The organism is Myxococcus faecalis, from assembly GCF_050039385.1.
Classification (GTDB): Bacteria; Myxococcota; Myxococcia; order Myxococcales; family Myxococcaceae; genus Myxococcus; species Myxococcus fulvus.
In genome coordinates, this window is sequence record NZ_CP144336.1 from 222821 (window position 1) to 239320 (window position 16500).

The following is a 16500-nucleotide window of genomic DNA, read 5'->3' on the forward strand; positions in this document are numbered from 1 at the left end:
CTGGCTCCGGGGACGGCTGCTCGGGCGGGGCAAACTTCAGTAACGCGCGGCGGCGCCGGGAAATTTGCAACGGTCAAATGGGCAAAGCCGGCAGCCCCCCTACTGGGAGCGCCGGCCTGCTCATCCGGTCAGGAGGCTGCTTGGAAATTCCCGGAAACCAAGCAGCCCCTGTACGACTTACTTGATGTCGACGGTGGCGCCAGCGGCAACGAGCTGGTCCTTGATCTTCTTGGCGTCGTCCTTGTTGACGCCCTCCTTGACCGTCTTGGGCGCGCCCTCGACCAGGTCCTTGGCCTCCTTCAGGCCCAGGCCGGTGATCGCGCGGATCTCCTTGATGACGTTGATCTTGTTGGCGCCGGCGTTCGACAGCACCACCGTGAACTCCGTCTTCTCCTCGACCGGGGCGGCGGTCGCAGCGCCACCCGCGGGGGCGGCAACGGCGACGGCGGCGGCGGAGACGCCCCACTTCTCCTCGAGGGCCTTCACCAGGTTGGCGGCCTCGATGATGGTCAGGCCGGAGAGCTGCTCAACGATTGCATTCAGGTCAGCCATGGAACTCGTCCTTCTGGGTTTGACTAACGGCCTGCGTCCCCGTGGGAGCTGTGGCCGTCAAGGTTGGTGTAGAGAAACTTCTCGGATGAATCAGGAAAACTAACCCTGCGCCTTGTCCGCGTGGGCCTGAACGACCCGCGCGAGCTGGGAACCCGGGGCGGCAATCGTCCGAACCAGCTTGCCAGCCGGCTGGTTGAGCATGCCGAGCAGCTGCGCCCGGAGCTCGTTGAGACCCGGCAGCTTCGCCAGCTGCTTGACGCCGTTGACGTCGACCTTGCGGCCGTCGACCACGGCGGTGCGGATCTTGATCTTGTCCTCGAGGTCCTTCGTGAACTCGGTCAGGATCTTCGCCGGGGCCACCACGTCGCCGTAGCTCAGGCACAGAGCCACCGGACCCGTGAAGTCATCAGCGATGACAGCCACGTCCGTGCCCTGCGCGGCACGGCGCGCCAGCGTGTTCTTGATGACCTTGTACTCGACGCCGCCCTCGCGGAACTTCTTGCGCAGCTTCGTCACCGTCTCCACATCCACCTTGGAGAACTCCGCGACGATGGCCGACTTGGTCCGCGAGAACTTCTCGTGGAGCTCCTTGATCATCTCCTCCTTCTCGCTCTTCAGCACTTTGACTCACCTCCTTCTTGGCCCGTCTTCCGACGGGCGTGATGCCTGGGCCAAAGTGGCAGAGCGAGAGGAGCCTCCGAGAGACACCACACCGCACCTCCAGTCTCGGCAGGGCTGGCCTTGCGGCCGTTTGAACCCGACAGAGGAAGCCACGCCCCGACCGGTTGTCCGGTTCCCAACGGGGCACTTCTCCTCTGACCGGGTCCCTGCTGTCATGAACCAGGTCGAAGCGCACGCCTCATGACGTGGCGCTCCAATTGCAAAAGCCGGGGGCCTATACCCCCGGCTTCGGCAAAGATCCAGAACTTTCGAACCTGAGACGTCAGGCAGGCGGCAGCTCTGACTCCCCCACTGCGGGGAAGTGAGCACCGCCCGCCTGCTGGCCGCCTAGCGGTGGCGGGCCAGAATCTCCTGGGTATCGATCTTGATGCCCGGGCCCATCGTCGTGGAGATGGCGATGCCCTTCAGGTACACGCCCTTGGCGGTGGCCGGCTTGAGCTTCATCACCAGGTCCACCAGCGCGTTGAAGTTGCCCTCGAGCTTGTCCACCGAGAAGGAGGACTTGCCCATCTTCGCGTGGACGATGCCGGCCTTCTCCGCGCGGAAGTCGACCTTACCGCCCTTGGCGTCGCGGATGGCCTTGGCCACGTCCATGGTCACCGTGCCGACCTTCGGGTTCGGCATGAGGCCACGAGGACCGAGCACCTTACCGAGGCGACCCACGATACCCATCATGTCCGGGGTGGCGATGACGGTGTCGAAGTCGAGGAAGCCCTCCTCGATGCGCTTCTGGAGGTCCTCCGCGCCCACGATGTCCGCGCCCGCGTTGCCAGCCTCGGTGGCGCGCTCGCCCTTGGCGAACACGGCCACGCGCACGGTGGCGCCCGTACCGTTCGGGAGGACCACGGCGCCACGGACCATCTGGTCCGCGTGCTTCGGGTCCACACCCAGGTTGATGGCCACGTCGACCGTCTGGTCGTACTTCGACGCGCGCGCATCCACCGTCTTCTTCAGCAGCGCGAAACCCTCGGCCACCGTGTAACGCTTCTCGCGGTCCACCAGCGCGGCGGCCGCCCGGAACTTCTTCCCATTAGCCATGACAGAAATCCTCGTCCGTGAGTGGGGCGGCGGCCTAGCCGACGACGTCGATGCCCATGGAGCGCGCGGTGCCAGCAATGGTGTTCATGCAGGCCTCGAGCGACGCGGCGGTGGTGTCCTGAATCTTCTTCTTGGCGATCTCCTCGAGCTGCGCGCGGGTGATCTGCCCCACCTTCTCCTTGCCAGGCTTCTTCGCTCCCGAGCCCTTCTTCTTCTCGGTGTGCAGGCCCGCCGCCTTCTTGATGAGGACGGCCGCCGGAGGCGTCTTGAGGATGAACGTGAAGGAGCGGTCCTGATAGACGGTGATGATCACCGGGATGATCAGCCCCTCCTTGGCCTCCGCCTGCGTCTTCGCGTTGAACTGCTTGCAGAACTCCATGATGTTCACGCCCTGCTGACCGAGCGCGGGGCCGATCGGCGGGGCGGGGTTCGCCTTGCCGGCGGGAATCTGCAGCTTGACCTGACCTGTGACCTTCTTCATCGGCTGACAACTGCCTTTCGAGGGGGTGGTCCAGACGGGCCTCCAGACGGGGAGGCTCTCCCACCCATGGGACCGCGTCCTGACGGACGCGGAAGTGCCGCGAGGCGCGCTCTATCCGAGTCGCCCGCGAAAAACTAGCCGGTGGTCTTCTCCACCTGCATGAAGTCCAGCTCCACGGGGGTGGCGCGACCGAAGATGCTCACGAGCACCTTCACGCGACCCTTCTCCGCGTTGACCTCTTCCACCGTGCCGTTGAAGTTGGCGAACGGGCCGTCCACCACACGCACCGTGTCGCCGTCGTCGAACTGCACCTTGGGCTTGGGCTTGAGCGTGCCCTCGGAGATCTGCGACGTGAGGTTCGCGACCTCCTTCTCCGAGATGGGCCGCGGCTGCTCGTTCTGCCCCGTCCCCGGGAAGCCGGTGATCTTCGGCGTGTTCTTCACCAGGTGGAGCGTCCGGTCGTTCAGCTCCATCTGCACGAAGATGTAGCCAGGGAAGAACTTGCGGCGAGAGGTCTTCTTCTCGCCCTTCACCATCTCCACGACCTGCTCCATGGGGATGAGGATCTCACCGAACTGGTCCTGGAGCCCCTCGAGGCGGATCTTCTCCTCCAGGCTCTTCTTCGCCTGGTTCTCGAAGTTCGAGTAGGTGTGGACCACGAACCATTTCATCGCCATTACAGCTTCCCCCACAGGGACGGCAGCCACTCCACCATCAAGTTGTATGCGACGGTGTCGATGCAGAAGAGCAGCACCGCGGCCACGAGCGAGGCGACGACCACGGCCACGGTCGACGTCCGGGTCTCCGGCCAGGTAGGCCAGGACACCTTCATCAGCTCGGACGCGACCTCCATGGAGAGAGTGTGCGTCTTGGGGTGGAAGTAGCCGGCCAGCGCGAGGCCCACGGCCGCCAGGTAGCCCACGAGCGTGGACACCTTCCAGTCCAACCCCTCGACGAGCACCGCATCGGGCCATCCGAAGCTGGCCCACAGCGCTCCGAACAAGCGCTCCAGGAACAGCGCCAGGATGATGCCGGCGAGGAGGTAGAAGATGACCACGAGCCGCTTCGGATCCATCGCCGAGCGGTTAGCCTGCTGGCTGGCCTCTGATGCCGTCGCCATGGTGCCTCACGAGGTACTGCGAAAGCGAAATTTCACGAACTGCGGAAACACAGGAACCCCCGGTACCTCCAGGTACCGGGGGCCCCGCTCCCACTGAGACTTGGCAGGCCAGGAGGGATTCGAACCCCCAACACGCGGATTTGGAGACCGCTGCTCTACCGTTGGAGCTACTGGCCTAGAATCTCTCAGGAACTACCGACCTAGACCTTACCTTCCTTGTGGTCCGTATGCTTGCGGCACCGCGAGCAGAACTTGCTCAGCTCGAGCTTGTCCTGGCTCTTCCGCTTGTTCTTCGTGGTCGTATAGTTCCGCTCCTTGCACACCGTGCACTCGAGCGAAATGATGGAACGATTGCCCTTCGGCATGGCCTACCTCTTCAGACACGGAAGGGGAAGGTTACCATCAGGCACCTTCCCCTCGGAATCCGGTGTTTGGGGCCAGGGAGCTCGAAAGCTCCCCGGGCGGGTTACTCGATGACTTCCGCCACGACGCCGGCGCCCACCGTGCGGCCACCCTCGCGAACGGCGAAGCGCAGCTCCTTCTCCATCGCGACAGGGGTGATGAGCTCCACCTCGATCGCGATGTTGTCGCCCGGCATCACCATCTCCACGTTCTCCGGCAGCTTCACCGTTCCCGTCACGTCCGTCGTGCGGAAGTAGAACTGGGGACGGTAGCCCTTGAAGAACGGGGTGTGGCGACCACCCTCTTCCTTCGACAGCACGTAGATCTGCGCCTTGAACTTGGTGTGCGGCGTGATGCTGCCAGGCTTGGCAATCACCTGCCCACGCTCCATGTCCTCACGCTTCAGGCCGCGGACCAGCGCGCCGATGTTGTCGCCCGCCATGCCCTCGTCCAGCAGCTTGCGGAACATCTCCACGCCCGTGACCACGGTCTTCTGCGTCGGGCGCAGGCCGACGACCTCGACCTCCTCGCCGACCTTGATCTTGCCACGCTCCACGCGGCCCGTCGCCACCGTTCCACGGCCGGCGATGGAGAACACGTCCTCCACTGGCATCAGGAAGGGCTTGTCCGTCGCGCGCTGCGGCGTCGGGATGTAGCTGTCCACCGCCGCCATCAGCTTCAGGATGGCCGGCTCGCCGATGTCGCTCGTGTCACCCTCGAGCGCCTTCACCGCGGAGCCCGGGATGATGGGGATGGTGTCGCCGGGGAACTCGTACTTCTTCAGGAGGTCACGCACCTCCATCTCCACCAGCTCGCGCAGCTCCGGGTCGTCCAGCAGGTCCACCTTGTTCAGGAAGACCACGATGTACGGAACACCGACCTGGCGCGCCAGCAGGATGTGCTCACGCGTCTGGGGCATCGGGCCGTCCGCCGCCGACACCACCAGAATCGCGCCGTCCATCTGCGCCGCGCCCGTGATCATGTTCTTCACGTAGTCGGCGTGGCCCGGACAGTCGACGTGCGCGTAGTGACGGTTCGCCGTCTGGTACTCCACGTGCGCCGTCGAAATCGTGATGCCGCGCTCGCGCTCTTCCGGCGCCTTGTCGATCTGGTCGTACGCCAGGAACGTGGCGCCGCCCGTCTTCGCCAGCACCTTCGTGATGGCCGCCGTCAGCGACGTCTTGCCGTGGTCCACGTGTCCGATCGTGCCGATGTTCACGTGGGGCTTGTTACGCTCGAACTTCTCCTTGGCCATGACACTCCTCTAAAAAATGGAGCCCTGAACCAGGATTGAACTGGTGACCTCATCCTTACCAAGGATGCGCTCTGCCAACTGAGCTATCAGGGCTTGGCGATGCTATGAACTACAACGTTTGGAGCGGGAAATGGGATTCGAACCCACGACATTCAGCTTGGAAGGCTGACGCTCTACCAACTGAGCTATTCCCGCAATGCCGAGTGGAGGGAGATGGATTCGAACCATCGAAGGCGTAGAGCCGGCAGATTTACAGTCTGCTCCCTTTGGCCGCTTGGGTATCCCTCCAGAATTTTGAACCATCGACTTCAACTGCCCCCGCACTGCTCGTCCCGGGCCCTCATCCGCGGCCCCGTCCTGCTTGGCCGGCGGCGGGACTTGAACCCGCGACCTACTGATTACAAATCAGTTGCTCTACCGACTGAGCTACACCGGCACTCATCGGCTCCTGCCCTACCCTACCTGCACCGAAGCCGTCAACCACCCGACTCCGATGTGCGAGGCGCGCCCTTTTAGAAGTCCCCATCACCCAAGTCAAGGAGATTGATCCCGGGTTCAGACCGACTAACGGGATGAGCTGCTCCCCCGCTGGCGGGCGACCTCGTATAGCAGAATGCCGGCCGAAACGGACGCATTGAGTGAACCGACCTGACCCGCCATGGGAATCCGCAGGCGGTGGTCGCAGTGCTTGAGCACACCCTCCCTCACCCCTCCCCCCTCGGCGCCCACGACGAGGGCCAGGGGGCCGTCCAGCCGGGCGCTCCACATGGGCTCGGTCGCGTCCACGTCGGCCGCGGCCACCCAGAGCCCTGCCTCCTTCAGTTGCTCCAGGGCGCGCGAGATGTTCACCACCCGGGCGATGAGGCAGTGCTCCACCGCTCCGGCGGACGCCTTGGCCACCGTCCCCGTCACCTGGACGGCCCGGTCCTTGGCGATGACCACCCCATGGGCCCCGAGCGCATGGGCCGACCGGATGATGGCCCCCAGGTTGTGCGGATCCTGGATGCCGTCGAGCACGACCACGAGCGCGGGCCGCTTGCTGGCCTGGGCCGCGTCGAGGAGGTCCTCGAGTTCCGCGTACTTGAAGCCCCGGAGCTCCAGCACCACGCCCTGGTGCACGCCGCCGTCGGCCATCACGGCCAGCCGCTCGCGCGACACCTTCTCGACGCGGACGCCCGCGTCCCGGGCGCGGCTGAGCAGCTCCCCCGCGGCCTTGGCCGCGAGCTGTCCCTCCACGATGAACAACCGCTCGACCTCATCCGGCCGGGCCCGCAGGGCCTCGAGGACCGGATTCACCCCATAGACGTGCCGCGCGGAGGAATCTCCCCCCTCGCGCTCGCCTCGACCACCTCGGGAGGAACGCTCACGCATGGGGACTAGAGGACCTCGACAGGGACGGAGAGGGTCTTCTGCTGACGCGCGCAGATCTTCTCCGTGCAGATGAAGAAGACGAGCTTGGCGTCCACCGAGCCCTTGCCCGCGGCGGCCGCGGTGAAGGGGACCTCGAAGCGGGGGTCGGCGAACTCCTGACCCGCGGCCTTCTTGGAGACCGAGTCCTCGCGGCCCAGCTTCTCCTTGGCCACGGTGAGCTGGGTGCCCTTCACGTCCAGCTTCAGCGGGGCCTCCTCGGAGACATGCGCGCCGGACTTCGTCTTCACCGAGACCACGAACACGCCCTTCTCTCCCGCCTTCACCTGGGAGGAGGAGCCGTCGGTGGACACGTCATAGAGGCTGGCGGGGTCCACCTCGTTCGCGGACGCCGGGGGCGCCCAGACGCAGGCCACCAGCAGGGCGGCGACGGAGGTGACGCTTCGGATGTGCGACATGGCTGGGTCTCCTGGATGCGGGGGTTGCGTATCACGCCTCGACGTGAGGTGCCGGGATTCTGTTCACGCGCCCTCCGAGCCGCTCCGCGGCGCACGGCTCGCGCGCTTCTTGCGCGGTGATGGGACGAGGGCACTCGCGAGCGGGCTCGGTGGGAGCAGGTCCGGCATCGACACAGGCTCCGCGCCCGCGACCAGCTCCTCGGCCCGGATGATGATGGGGGTGGCCAGGTCCATGCCCGTCACCGCCTCCATCTCCGGCAGCGCGGGAGAGCTGTTCACCTCGAAGACCTTGGACTGGCCCTGGACGTCCAGGAGGTCCACGGCCGCGACCTCCAGGCCCACCAGCCGGGTGGCCTTCTCCGCCGTGGCCCGCTGCCCCGGGGACAGGTCCATCTCCTCCAGACGCGCGCCCTTGATGAGCGTGTGGGCGAGCCGGCCCGGGCGAGGACGCCTGCGGACGGCCGCGATCGCCCTGCCGCCCACCACCAGCACGCGCACATCCTGGCTGGTGCTCTTCACGTACTCCTGCATCACCAGGTTGTGCCCCAGGCCCAGCACCGCCTCGAGCGCGGCCTCCAGGGACTGGAGGCTCTCGCACACCATCACCCCGTGCTTCTCCTGCCCCTGCAGCAGCTTCACCAGGACGGGGACACCGCCCACCAGGCCCACCATCTCCTTGAGCTGGGCGGCGTCGCGCGCCATCACCGTGGCGGGGATGTCGATGCCGTGCGCGGACAACAGCTGCAGCGAGCGCATCTTGCTGCGCGACTGCGCGATGGCCTGCGCGTGGTTCACCAGCGGCACGCCGTGGAGCGCGAACTGGTTCACCACCGCCAGGCCATAGGTGTTGATGGACTGGGCGATGCGCGGCAGCACCACGTCGGTGGGCGCCAGCTTCTTGCGGTCGTAATAGAGGGTGGCGCTTCCCCCTCCATCCAGGTGCATCTGCACCCGGAGAGGGTTGAGAACGCGGAGCTGATGCCCCCTCGCGCGCCCCGCCTCGACAAGACGTCGGGTGGACGGAATGGAAGCGGAGCGCGAGAGAAGGGTGACTTTCATGGGCAGGGGCGGCAACCGGGCCGGAGGCGGACGGGACCTATAATCCCCACCACCCCCGGGGTAAAGCCGCCCCCGGCCGCCTGCTCAGCGCTGACGGATGGCGCGGATCTCGATCTTGATGGGATCTTCCGGGCGCGAGTTCTTGATGCGGTCGCAGGTGGCGCCGTTGAAGAGCACACCTTCGTCCGTGAGGCTCCACGTCCCATCACCCGCCTGGAGCCGCTCTTCCTCGACGTACACGACGATGAGCTGGGGGTTGGACGGCAGCTGCGGGCCCTTCAGGGGGATCAGGCACGGCTCGGGGTTGATGACTTCCTTGCTGATGCGCTCGAGCGCCGCCGCGAGCTCCTCTTGGTTGCCCGCCTGGTAGAAGGTCCGGCTGCACAGGCCTGTCGCCGCGATGCAGGTGTCATTGGCGCCGCACGCCGTCGGGTCATCCGCGCAGGAGCGGGCGAAGCCACCCGCCGCGGCCATGGCCTGCAGCACCGCGGTGCCCTCGCCCGTCGCGGTCTCCGCGCCGAAGCCGATGACGATGGTCGTCACGCCCGCGGCCTTCAACTCCTGAACCGCCGTCACGGAGGCGTTCGTGTCCAGGCAGCCGCGCCGCTCGAAGGCGGTGCCCGCCGTGGAGCAGCCGGTGGCGGAGATGGTGCACTTGCACTGGGCCGGGTTCTCCGCACCGGAGTACTCATTGGCCTCATTGCAGTTGGGCAGACCATCCGTCAGCAGGATGACGAAGTTCTTGCGGTCCGGGTCCTTCAACGCCTCCAGGCTTCCGACGAACCGGAGGCTGCCACTGGTGGGCGTGCCGCCGATGGGCTGCCCCGTGCCGAAGTTGGGGATGCCCTGGAGGATGGCGTTGATGGAGTTGGCGTGCTCGAGCAGCGAGCCGTCGTCCTCGACTGCGGGAAGGTCCTTGCGCACGGACGTCGCCGAGGCCTTGGTGCACGCCTCGACGCCCGAGTTGCCCGTGGCCTCCGGGTAGGTCGTCAGGCCGAAGCGCACGAACGGACCGCTGGTCGCGAGGAACTGGGGGACGGCGGCCTGGAGATCCGTCCAGCGCGTGGGGCACGTGTCCGTGGGGCACGCCAGCGACTGGCCGCACACCACCAGGTTGCCCTGGTTGTTGCGCACCATGCAGGTGGGCTCGCTCGGATTCACCGGCAGCGTCATGGAGCCGGAGACGTCCACCAACAGCATGATGTTGGGCTTGCTCGACAGGGCCGAGATGGTCTCCTCGACCGTCGTCTGCGCGATGGCGAGCGGCTCCACCGGCTCGAAGTCGTAGGACTGACAGCCCGTGACGACGCCTGCGAGGGCGCCCAGAGCAAGGGCGCTCAGGCTCAGGAGGTTCAACTTGGCGCGCATAGGTGATGAATTCCTTCTGCTTCTATGGGGGGACGCGGAGCTCCGCGCGGCCGGGCTCTTCAGGGGGACGGCTTGGGCGCAAGAGTAACGCGTGACTCCCCCTGGAGGCTACAGCCTCAAGAGGAGGGGTCCGAGGGTTCGGATGAGACTGCGAGGTTACAGCAGGAGCCGACGCGCCTCGTCGACAGGCGCACACCCGGAGCGGAGCAGACGACATTGTCGCCTGCCTGGCGCGCCTCGGGGTGGAGAGGCTAGAGCGACAGCGTGCGGGCGCCCTGCGTGAGGCGCCAGAGGGAGGCGAGCCCCATCACCTCGTCCAGGGCGCCACTCAGTGCCTCCGGCGGGTAGCCACACAGGCGCACCGTGGTGTCGCAGGCGATCAACCTCGCCCCCAGCGCCCTCGCCTCCTCCAGCATCTTCGCGGGGGCCAGCACGCCCAGCCTCTCACCTCGCGCGTGCTCCTCCCGCTCGCGCTCGCCGTCGGGGTGACCGAAGGTTCCGTCCACCCAGGCACGGAGGGCATCGAAGGCGAGGACGAAGTAGACCTCGTCCCCCATGGCCACCGCGGTGATGCCCATGGAGGCGGCCTGGAACGCCGGCTCATACGTGGCGTGCTGCAGAAAGAAGAAGACCCGTCCAGCCATCGACGAAGCACCTTACCGGGGTTCGAGTCCGGGCGGGCAAAAGGCGTATAACCCTGGACCTCCCCCCTCCCCTCGCCGAGGCGCCCCATGTCGACCCCGACCTCGCCGCCCCCCTCCACCTTCGCTCCTCGCGCCACGCGGGGACGACGATGGCGCGCCCTCGTGCTCGGCGCCGGACTGCTGGCCACCTCCGCTGGCTCCGCGCTGGCCTACTCCCGGGGCGCTGGCGAGCCTCCTCCCACGGCCACTCCTCCTCGCGACCTGCGCGCGCAGGTGGAGTCCCTGCTCGATGCCTCCCAGGGCACACCGCGCGACGAGCAACTCCGACGGCTCGGGCCTCAGGCCGTGCCTGTCCTCAGCTCGCTGGTGATGGATGGCTCCGCGCCCTCGACGCGACGGGCCCGGGCCGTGGCCTCGCTGGCATTGGTGGACCCGACGCAGAGCGCGCACTCCATCCAGGAGGTGCTGGAGGACGCACGCGCTCCCGCGGACGTTCGCGCGAGCGCCGCGGGAGCCCTGGCGCGCTGCCTGGGAACCGACGCAATTCCTTCGCTCTCCGCCCGCCTCACGGACCAGCAGGAGCCCGTGCGGGAGGCCGTCGCCCTGGCGCTCGGACGGCTCGGCGGACAGCAGGTCCGACAGGCACTCGAGGAACGACTCCCCTTGGAGGAACGTCCCCTCGTGCGAGAGGCGCTCCAGCGCGGCCTCAGCCTCGCGGAGCCGTGACTCGGCGCTCGCCTCGGCCCGAGCCTTCCGTTAGATGGGGTCCATGCGTCCCACGGTCCTCCTGTTCGATATCGACGGCACCCTCATCACCACTGGCGGCGCGGGCCGCCGCGCCATGGACCGTGCCTTCGAGCAGCTCCACGGCCGCCGCGATGCGTGCGACTCGTTCCCCATGTCCGGCATGACCGACCGGGGCATCGTCCGGAAGGCCCTGCGCGTCATCGGCGTCGAGGACACCGAAGCGGCCATCGACGCGGGCATCGCCGCCTACCTCACGCACCTGGCGGACGAGGTGCGGAAGGTCGACGCGCAGCGCTACCTCGTCTACCCCGGCATGCGCGAGGCCGTGCAGGCGGCGCGTGGCCTCGAGGGCTTCGCGGTGGGACTGGGGACCGGCAACGTGCGCGAGGGCGCTCGCGTGAAGCTGGAGCGCGTCGGCATCCATGACCAGTTCGCCTTCGGTGGCTTCGGCTGCGACCACGAGGACCGCGTGGAGCTCATCCGCCGGGGCGCGGAGGCGGGCGCGGCGCTGCTCGGGGTGCCTCGCGAGGAGTGCCGGGTGGTCATCATCGGCGACACGCCCAAGGACGTCGACGCGGCCCTGGGCATCGGCGCCGAGTGCATCGGCGTGGGGACCGGGACCTTCACCGCCGAGGCCCTGTTGAAGGCCGGCGCTCACGCGGCCTTCGCCGACTTCTCGCACCGCGACGCCCTTCCGACCTTGCTCGGCCGAAGCTGAGGCCCCCGCCCGCGCTCGGAGCCGAGCCCGGGCTGTGGTATCTCCCGCCGCCCTTCCGAGGAGCCCGCCGCATGTCATCCACGCTCGAGTCCTATGAGCTCATCCGCTTCGCCGAGGCCTTCGAGGCACGGCTCGCCACCGCGGGGGAGATGCTCGCTGGCCGCCCCGGCCTCGATGCAGAGAAGAGCTGGCTGGCCACCGCCCTGGAGCTGGTGCGCACCACCCGCGCTCCCGCGGCTGGGGTCGTCGACCGGGTGAAGGACCTGCCCGAGCTCGATGAGGCCCGCGAGGAGTTCGCCTTCCACCAGCAAGGCCTGTGGGTCGATGCGCTGGAGAAGCTGCACGCGGGCATCACCTTCACCGCGAGCAGCCGCGCGCCCGTCATCGAGGCGCTCTTCCCCCACCTCAAGTTCGCGCAGCTCCGCCGCGCCCCCCGGGACACCATCTTCGAGTACGCGACCTCCTACGACCGTCGCACCCGCAGCGCCTACGTCACGCGCATCTTCGCTCGCGACGACTTCGCGCTCGTCCGGCCCGTGATGGAGCAGGTGGCCACGGCGCACGCCGCCTGGCGCTCCAGCCATGAGCCCGCGCCGCTGTCCCCGGAACAGGAGGCGGTGCTGCGAGAGGAACTGGTCAACCTCGGCCGCAAGCTGGAAGTGGCGCTGCGCCAGGCGCGTCTTCTCTCCGAGGCCGCGCTCGTTCCCGTGCCCAGCGTCCATGAGGCCGCGGCGCTCGGACTCAAGCCCAAGCGCCGCGCGGGACGCGGTCTTGCTCCGTCCGACGAGGGACTCGGCGCGCTCGACCTCGAGCCCTCGGACTCCATGGAGCCCACCGAGGCGGAGCTCGCCGAGGTCGCCGCGCTCGACTCTCCTCTCGAGGAGGGTGACGCGCCGCCCGCAGCTCCGCTCGAGACATCCGGGGTGGGGCAGCCGGCTCTCGATGAGCCCACCGAGGCGATGGAGGGAGACTCCGCGGACCTCGCCACCTCGTACGATGCGGACTCCGCCACTGTTGACAACGACGTGGCAGATACAACCGAGAATACCGATGGGGGCTCCGAGGAACACGTGAACGGGCGCGCCACGGCCGCCGTCATGACGGCCCCTGTCGCGACAGGCGCGCATGCAACGGCGGAGGAGCCCCGCGCGAAGGCGGGTCGCGGACCCCGACGTCCTTCGGGTGCGGCCGAAACCGGCGCGGCCACCACCCGCGCTGCGTCGACGCCGGGTGTCCATCTGGGTGTGGCCGACGCGGGGGCAGATGCGCCTCCCGTCGCTTCGGCGGAGGACGCTCGGCATGGCGCGTCCACCCTCTCGGGCTCCAATGAGGACCCGGCCTCTGTTTCGATAGGTTCCGAGGAAGCGGCTTCAAGCCCGAGCGATGGAGCGGCTTCTTCCGAAGGGCCTCGCGGCTCGACGGGACGTGGACGGAGGCGTGAGGGCAGAACGAACCTGACGGCGAATGACAGCGCGGGTTCGGACGACGCAGGCACCTCGACCCCACGCGGCCGGCGAGGCACAGGCGCATCCCCGGGCGCCCCATCCGGTTCCGGAGAGGATACGGGTGGCACTCCTCGTGGCCGGAAGCGTGAGTCGAGCGACGACACCGAGGCCCCCCAGGAGCACCGCACTCGCGGCGCCCGAGACTCCGAGGCGGCTCGGGCGCAGGCGCCCTCCGTGCGGAAGAAGCGGAACGCGACGTCGCCTTCCGGCGGGGCAGGCAGCGAGACACCGTGAGCGAGCCTCCGCGCGCGTTGAGCGGAGACCGGACATGACGGATGCCGACCGCCCCTTCCAGCGGGCTTCTCCACATTGGCGAGGCCCGTTCACCCATGCGAGCCCAAGGCGTGCGCGAGAGCACTCCGGCCAGGATGGATGCCGCCCTTCCCCACTGCGTGCCGCACGCGCCATCGTGCGACGCCCCGTGAGCGAGCCCCGGCTCGCGCCTGAATGGATGCCGCCCTTCCCCACTGCGTGCCGCACGCGCCATTGTGCGACGCCCCGTGAGCGAGCCCCGGCTCGCCCCTGAGAGGACACCCGCCATGGCGGATGCCACCCTTCCCATCGACCCGCTCCTCCCGGAGATCGTCTCCACACTGCGCGGCGCTCGCTCGCTCGTGCTCGAAGCACCTCCCGGCGCGGGCAAGACGACCCGAGTCCCCCGCGCCCTGCTCGAAGCCGGTCTCGGCGCGGGCAAGGAGATCGTCGTCCTCCAGCCGCGCCGACTGCCCACCCGGCTCGCCGCCCAGCGTGTCTCCGAGGAGATCAGCGAGCGCGTGGGAGAAACTGTCGGCTACCAGGTCCGCTTCGAGGATGTCCGCAGCGCGAAGACGCGCATGTCCTTCGTCACCGAGGGCGTCCTCGGCCGACGCCTCCTCTCCGACCCCACCCTCCGCGACGTCGGCATCGTCGTGCTCGATGAGTTCCACGAGCGCCACCTGTCCGCCGACATCTCCCTCGCGATGCTCCGTCGACTCCAGGAGACGCGTCGCCCGGACCTCAAGCTCGTCGTCATGTCCGCGACCCTGGAGGCCGAACCCGTCCGGGCATACCTCGGAGGTTGTCCCTCTCTTCGCTCCCAGGGACGCCGCTTCGACGTGAGCGTCGAATACCTCCCGACTCCCGATGACCGGCACCTGGACCAGCAGGTCCTCTCCGGCATCAAGCGCCTGTTCACCCAGGGCGTCGACGGCGATGTGCTCGTCTTCCTCCCCGGCGCCGGAGAGATCCGCCGCACCCGCGACGCCTGCGCCGAGTTCGCCGAACGCCACGACACCGACGTCCTCCCCCTCCACGGCGACCTGTCCCCCGCGGAGCAGGACCGCGCCGTGCGCAGGAGCTCGCGCCGGAAGATCATCCTCTCCACCAACGTGGCCGAGACCTCCGTCACCATCGACGGCGTCGCCGTGGTCATCGACACGGGCCTCGCGCGCGTGGCCAGCCACTCGCCCTGGTCAGGACTCCCCACGCTCAAGCTGTCCAAGGTCAGCCGCGCCTCCGCCGTCCAGCGCGCAGGCCGCGCCGGCCGCACCCGCGCCGGGCACTGCCTTCGCCTCTACACCCAGCACGACTTCGACGGTCGCCCGGAACAGGACGCGCCCGAGATCCGCCGCATGGACCTGGCGGAGACCATCCTGTCCCTTCGCGCCTCCGGCGTGACCGACCTGACCGCCTTCCCCTTCTTCGAGCCACCTCCCACCGCCTCGCTCGACGCGGCGGAGACGCTGCTGCGTCGCCTCGGCGCGGTGGATGCCAAGGGGGCCGTCACCGACGTGGGCCAGCGCCTCCTGCGCTTCCCTGTCCACCCGCGCCAGGCTCGCATCATCGTCGAAGGCGAGCGACGCGGTGTCGGCGCCGACGCGGCCACCCTCGCGGCCCTCATGGGCGAGCGCGACATCCGCCGCGAGGCTCGCGCCAACCTCGGGGGTGGCCAGCGCGCCGCCGCCGTCGTCAGTGGCCCCTCGGATCTGCTCGAGCTCCTCGAACGCTTCCGCGAAGCCGAGCGCTCCAACTTCTCCTCCGGACGCCTCCACTCCCTCTCGCTCGAACAGGGCGCGGTGCAGTCCGTGGACCGCGTGCAGAAGCAGCTCCGCCGCGCCGTGCGAAGCCAGGGCGAGCGCCCGCACCGACCCGAGGACGTGGAACAGGCCCTCATGCTCAGCGTCCTCGCGGGCTACCCGGACCGCGTCGCGCGACGTCGTCGACCCCGCGCGCCCGAGCTGCTGCTCTTCGGCGGCGGCACCGCGTCCCTCTCCGAGCTGAGCGTCGTCCAGGACGCGGACCTGATGGTCGCCGCGGACGCGGAGGAGCGCCCCGGCCGCGGCGCCGTGGTGCGACTGGCCAGCGCCGTGGAGCCCGAGTGGCTGCTGGACCTCTACCCGGAGACGCTCGAGGAGGTGGACACCCTCCAGTGGAACGCCGAGGCGCGCCGCGTGGAGCGCCTCACCCGCCTGTCCTACGGCAACCTCGTCCTCGAGGAGACCCGAACGCCCGCGCCCGCCTCCGAGGCCACCGCGCGCGTCCTCGTCGAAGCCGCGCTCGCCGCCGGCCCCGGCCGCTTCGCGGAGCCCGAGGCGCTGGAGCAATGGCGCACCCGCGTGGCCCTGCTCGCCCAGTCCTTCCCCGAGGCGAAGTTCCCCACCGTCGACGACACCTTCCTGCGCGATGCGCTCGCGTCCCTGTGCTCGGACGCGCGCAGCTTCAAGGACCTGGAGGGCGTCTCGCTACTCGACGCGCTCTACGCGCGCCTCACCTCGGAACAGCAGCGACTGCTCGCCACACACGCTCCCGAGCGCGTCACCCTCCCGGGCGGCCGGGGCGTCAAGGTGAACTACGAGCCGGGCAAGCCGCCCTGGGTGGAGTCACGGCTCCAGGACTTCTTCGGGATGGCGCAGGGGCCCAGCGTGTGCGCGGGCCGCGTGCCGCTGGTGCTCCACCTGCTCGCGCCCAACATGCGCGCCGTGCAGGTGACGACCGACCTGGCGGGTTTCTGGGAGCGACACTACCCGGCGCTGCGCAAGGAGCTGGGGCGCAAGTACCCGCGCCACTCCTGGCCGGAGGACCCCAGGCACGCACAGCCTCCCGCGCCCCGTCCTCCGCGCCGCTGA

General features: G+C 68.5%; 17 protein-coding genes and 5 tRNA genes. 4 read left to right on the plus strand and 18 right to left on the minus strand.

What is annotated here, in order from left to right:
* Nucleotides 1–177: 177 nt before the first annotated feature.
* The 18 genes from rplL to VZQ01_RS00710 all read right to left on the minus strand — a co-directional run bounded on the left by rplL (nt 178) and on the right by VZQ01_RS00710 (nt 10426).
* Entirely contained in the window at nt 178–552 is a 375-nt protein-coding gene (gene rplL, locus VZQ01_RS00625; protein ID WP_223751554.1) for a 50S ribosomal protein L7/L12, read from the minus strand.
* A gap of 99 nt (nt 553–651) precedes the next feature.
* The gene (gene rplJ / locus VZQ01_RS00630; protein ID WP_141326200.1) at nt 652–1173 is read right to left on the minus strand and encodes a 50S ribosomal protein L10; all 522 of its coding nucleotides are present in this window, start codon (nt 1171–1173) and stop codon (nt 652–654) included.
* Between the two features lie 387 nt (nt 1174–1560).
* Nucleotides 1561–2271: a 50S ribosomal protein L1 gene (gene rplA / locus VZQ01_RS00635; protein WP_426746649.1), complete on the minus strand. Its 711-nt coding sequence runs from the start codon at nt 2269–2271 to the stop codon at nt 1561–1563.
* Between the two features lie 34 nt (nt 2272–2305).
* Nucleotides 2306–2752, minus strand: coding sequence for a 50S ribosomal protein L11 (gene rplK / locus VZQ01_RS00640; RefSeq protein WP_015349101.1), 447 nt, complete (start codon nt 2750–2752; stop codon nt 2306–2308).
* Nucleotides 2753–2886: 134 nt separating this feature from the next.
* Nucleotides 2887–3429 (minus strand): transcription termination/antitermination protein NusG, encoded by a 543-nt coding sequence (nusG, locus tag VZQ01_RS00645; protein ID WP_046713309.1) that lies wholly within the window; start codon nt 3427–3429, stop codon nt 2887–2889.
* Entirely contained in the window at nt 3429–3872 is a 444-nt protein-coding gene (secE, locus tag VZQ01_RS00650; RefSeq protein ID WP_223751553.1) for a preprotein translocase subunit SecE, read from the minus strand. Before secE ends, nusG begins: the two co-directional genes overlap by 1 nt.
* Nucleotides 3873–3973: 101 nt before the next feature.
* Nucleotides 3974–4049, minus strand: a tRNA-Trp gene (locus VZQ01_RS00655).
* Nucleotides 4050–4072: 23 nt separating this feature from the next.
* The gene (gene rpmG / locus VZQ01_RS00660; protein ID WP_015349099.1) at nt 4073–4237 is read right to left on the minus strand and encodes a 50S ribosomal protein L33; all 165 of its coding nucleotides are present in this window, start codon (nt 4235–4237) and stop codon (nt 4073–4075) included.
* Between the two features lie 101 nt (nt 4238–4338).
* Nucleotides 4339–5529, minus strand: coding sequence for an elongation factor Tu (tuf, locus tag VZQ01_RS00665; protein WP_267696508.1), 1191 nt, complete (start codon nt 5527–5529; stop codon nt 4339–4341).
* Nucleotides 5530–5546: 17 nt separating this feature from the next.
* Nucleotides 5547–5622: transfer RNA gene (locus VZQ01_RS00670), tRNA-Thr, on the minus strand.
* Between the two features lie 26 nt (nt 5623–5648).
* Nucleotides 5649–5724 (minus strand) — tRNA-Gly (locus tag VZQ01_RS00675).
* 9 nt (nt 5725–5733) lie between these two features.
* Nucleotides 5734–5817 (minus strand) — tRNA-Tyr (locus tag VZQ01_RS00680).
* 75 nt (nt 5818–5892) lie between these two features.
* A tRNA-Thr gene (locus tag VZQ01_RS00685) sits at nt 5893–5965 on the minus strand.
* 128 nt (nt 5966–6093) lie between these two features.
* Nucleotides 6094–6900, minus strand: coding sequence for a 23S rRNA (guanosine(2251)-2'-O)-methyltransferase RlmB (gene rlmB, locus VZQ01_RS00690; RefSeq protein WP_223751716.1), 807 nt, complete (start codon nt 6898–6900; stop codon nt 6094–6096).
* 5 nt (nt 6901–6905) lie between these two features.
* A complete protein-coding gene (locus VZQ01_RS00695; protein WP_426746650.1) occupies nt 6906–7355 on the minus strand; it encodes a hypothetical protein in 450 nt (149 codons plus the stop codon).
* 63 nt (nt 7356–7418) lie between these two features.
* Entirely contained in the window at nt 7419–8414 is a 996-nt protein-coding gene (locus VZQ01_RS00700) for an ATP-grasp domain-containing protein (RefSeq protein WP_223751718.1), read from the minus strand.
* Between the two features lie 84 nt (nt 8415–8498).
* Nucleotides 8499–9782: an adventurous gliding motility lipoprotein CglB gene (gene cglB / locus VZQ01_RS00705; RefSeq protein ID WP_223751719.1), complete on the minus strand. Its 1284-nt coding sequence runs from the start codon at nt 9780–9782 to the stop codon at nt 8499–8501.
* A gap of 251 nt (nt 9783–10033) precedes the next feature.
* Nucleotides 10034–10426: a hypothetical protein gene (locus VZQ01_RS00710; protein WP_223784642.1), complete on the minus strand. Its 393-nt coding sequence runs from the start codon at nt 10424–10426 to the stop codon at nt 10034–10036.
* A gap of 87 nt (nt 10427–10513) precedes the next feature.
* Here VZQ01_RS00710 and VZQ01_RS00715 point away from each other — a divergent pair, with 87 nt between their 5' ends.
* The 4 genes from VZQ01_RS00715 to hrpB all read left to right on the plus strand — a co-directional run bounded on the left by VZQ01_RS00715 (nt 10514) and on the right by hrpB (nt 16500).
* Entirely contained in the window at nt 10514–11152 is a 639-nt protein-coding gene (locus VZQ01_RS00715) for a HEAT repeat domain-containing protein (protein WP_426746652.1), read from the plus strand.
* 34 nt (nt 11153–11186) lie between these two features.
* Complete coding sequence (locus VZQ01_RS00720; protein ID WP_223784643.1) at nt 11187–11891, plus strand: HAD family hydrolase; 705 nt, start codon at nt 11187–11189, stop codon at nt 11889–11891.
* A 71-nt stretch (nt 11892–11962) separates the two neighbouring features.
* Complete coding sequence (locus VZQ01_RS00725) at nt 11963–13630, plus strand: hypothetical protein (RefSeq protein ID WP_426746653.1); 1668 nt, start codon at nt 11963–11965, stop codon at nt 13628–13630.
* Between the two features lie 305 nt (nt 13631–13935).
* Nucleotides 13936–16500 carry an ATP-dependent helicase HrpB gene (hrpB, locus tag VZQ01_RS00730; protein WP_426746654.1) on the plus strand — a complete coding sequence of 855 codons (2565 nt, stop codon included), beginning with the start codon at nt 13936–13938 and terminating at the stop codon, nt 16498–16500.

Bases quoted from the DNA above. Each gene is read 5' to 3' on its own strand.
- rplL (WP_223751554.1), bottom strand. From the start codon at position 552: ATGGCTGACCTGAATGCAATCGTTGAGCAGCTCTCCGGCCTGACCATC.
- rplA (WP_426746649.1), bottom strand. From the start codon at position 2,271: ATGGCTAATGGGAAGAAGTTCCGGGCGGCCGCCGCGCTGGTGGACCGC.
- rplK (WP_015349101.1), bottom strand. From the start codon at position 2,752: ATGAAGAAGGTCACAGGTCAGGTCAAGCTGCAGATTCCCGCCGGCAAG.
- nusG (WP_046713309.1), bottom strand. From the start codon at position 3,429: ATGGCGATGAAATGGTTCGTGGTCCACACCTACTCGAACTTCGAGAAC.
- secE (WP_223751553.1), bottom strand. From the start codon at position 3,872: ATGGCGACGGCATCAGAGGCCAGCCAGCAGGCTAACCGCTCGGCGATG.
- rpmG (WP_015349099.1), bottom strand. From the start codon at position 4,237: ATGCCGAAGGGCAATCGTTCCATCATTTCGCTCGAGTGCACGGTGTGC.
- tuf (WP_267696508.1), bottom strand. From the start codon at position 5,529: ATGGCCAAGGAGAAGTTCGAGCGTAACAAGCCCCACGTGAACATCGGC.
- rlmB (WP_223751716.1), bottom strand. From the start codon at position 6,900: ATGCGTGAGCGTTCCTCCCGAGGTGGTCGAGGCGAGCGCGAGGGGGGA.
- VZQ01_RS00695 (WP_426746650.1), bottom strand. From the start codon at position 7,355: ATGTCGCACATCCGAAGCGTCACCTCCGTCGCCGCCCTGCTGGTGGCC.
- VZQ01_RS00700 (WP_223751718.1), bottom strand. From the start codon at position 8,414: ATGAAAGTCACCCTTCTCTCGCGCTCCGCTTCCATTCCGTCCACCCGA.
- cglB (WP_223751719.1), bottom strand. From the start codon at position 9,782: ATGCGCGCCAAGTTGAACCTCCTGAGCCTGAGCGCCCTTGCTCTGGGC.
- VZQ01_RS00710 (WP_223784642.1), bottom strand. From the start codon at position 10,426: ATGGCTGGACGGGTCTTCTTCTTTCTGCAGCACGCCACGTATGAGCCG.
- VZQ01_RS00715 (WP_426746652.1), top strand. From the start codon at position 10,514: ATGTCGACCCCGACCTCGCCGCCCCCCTCCACCTTCGCTCCTCGCGCC.
- VZQ01_RS00720 (WP_223784643.1), top strand. From the start codon at position 11,187: ATGGGGTCCATGCGTCCCACGGTCCTCCTGTTCGATATCGACGGCACC.
- VZQ01_RS00725 (WP_426746653.1), top strand. From the start codon at position 11,963: ATGTCATCCACGCTCGAGTCCTATGAGCTCATCCGCTTCGCCGAGGCC.
- hrpB (WP_426746654.1), top strand. From the start codon at position 13,936: ATGGCGGATGCCACCCTTCCCATCGACCCGCTCCTCCCGGAGATCGTC.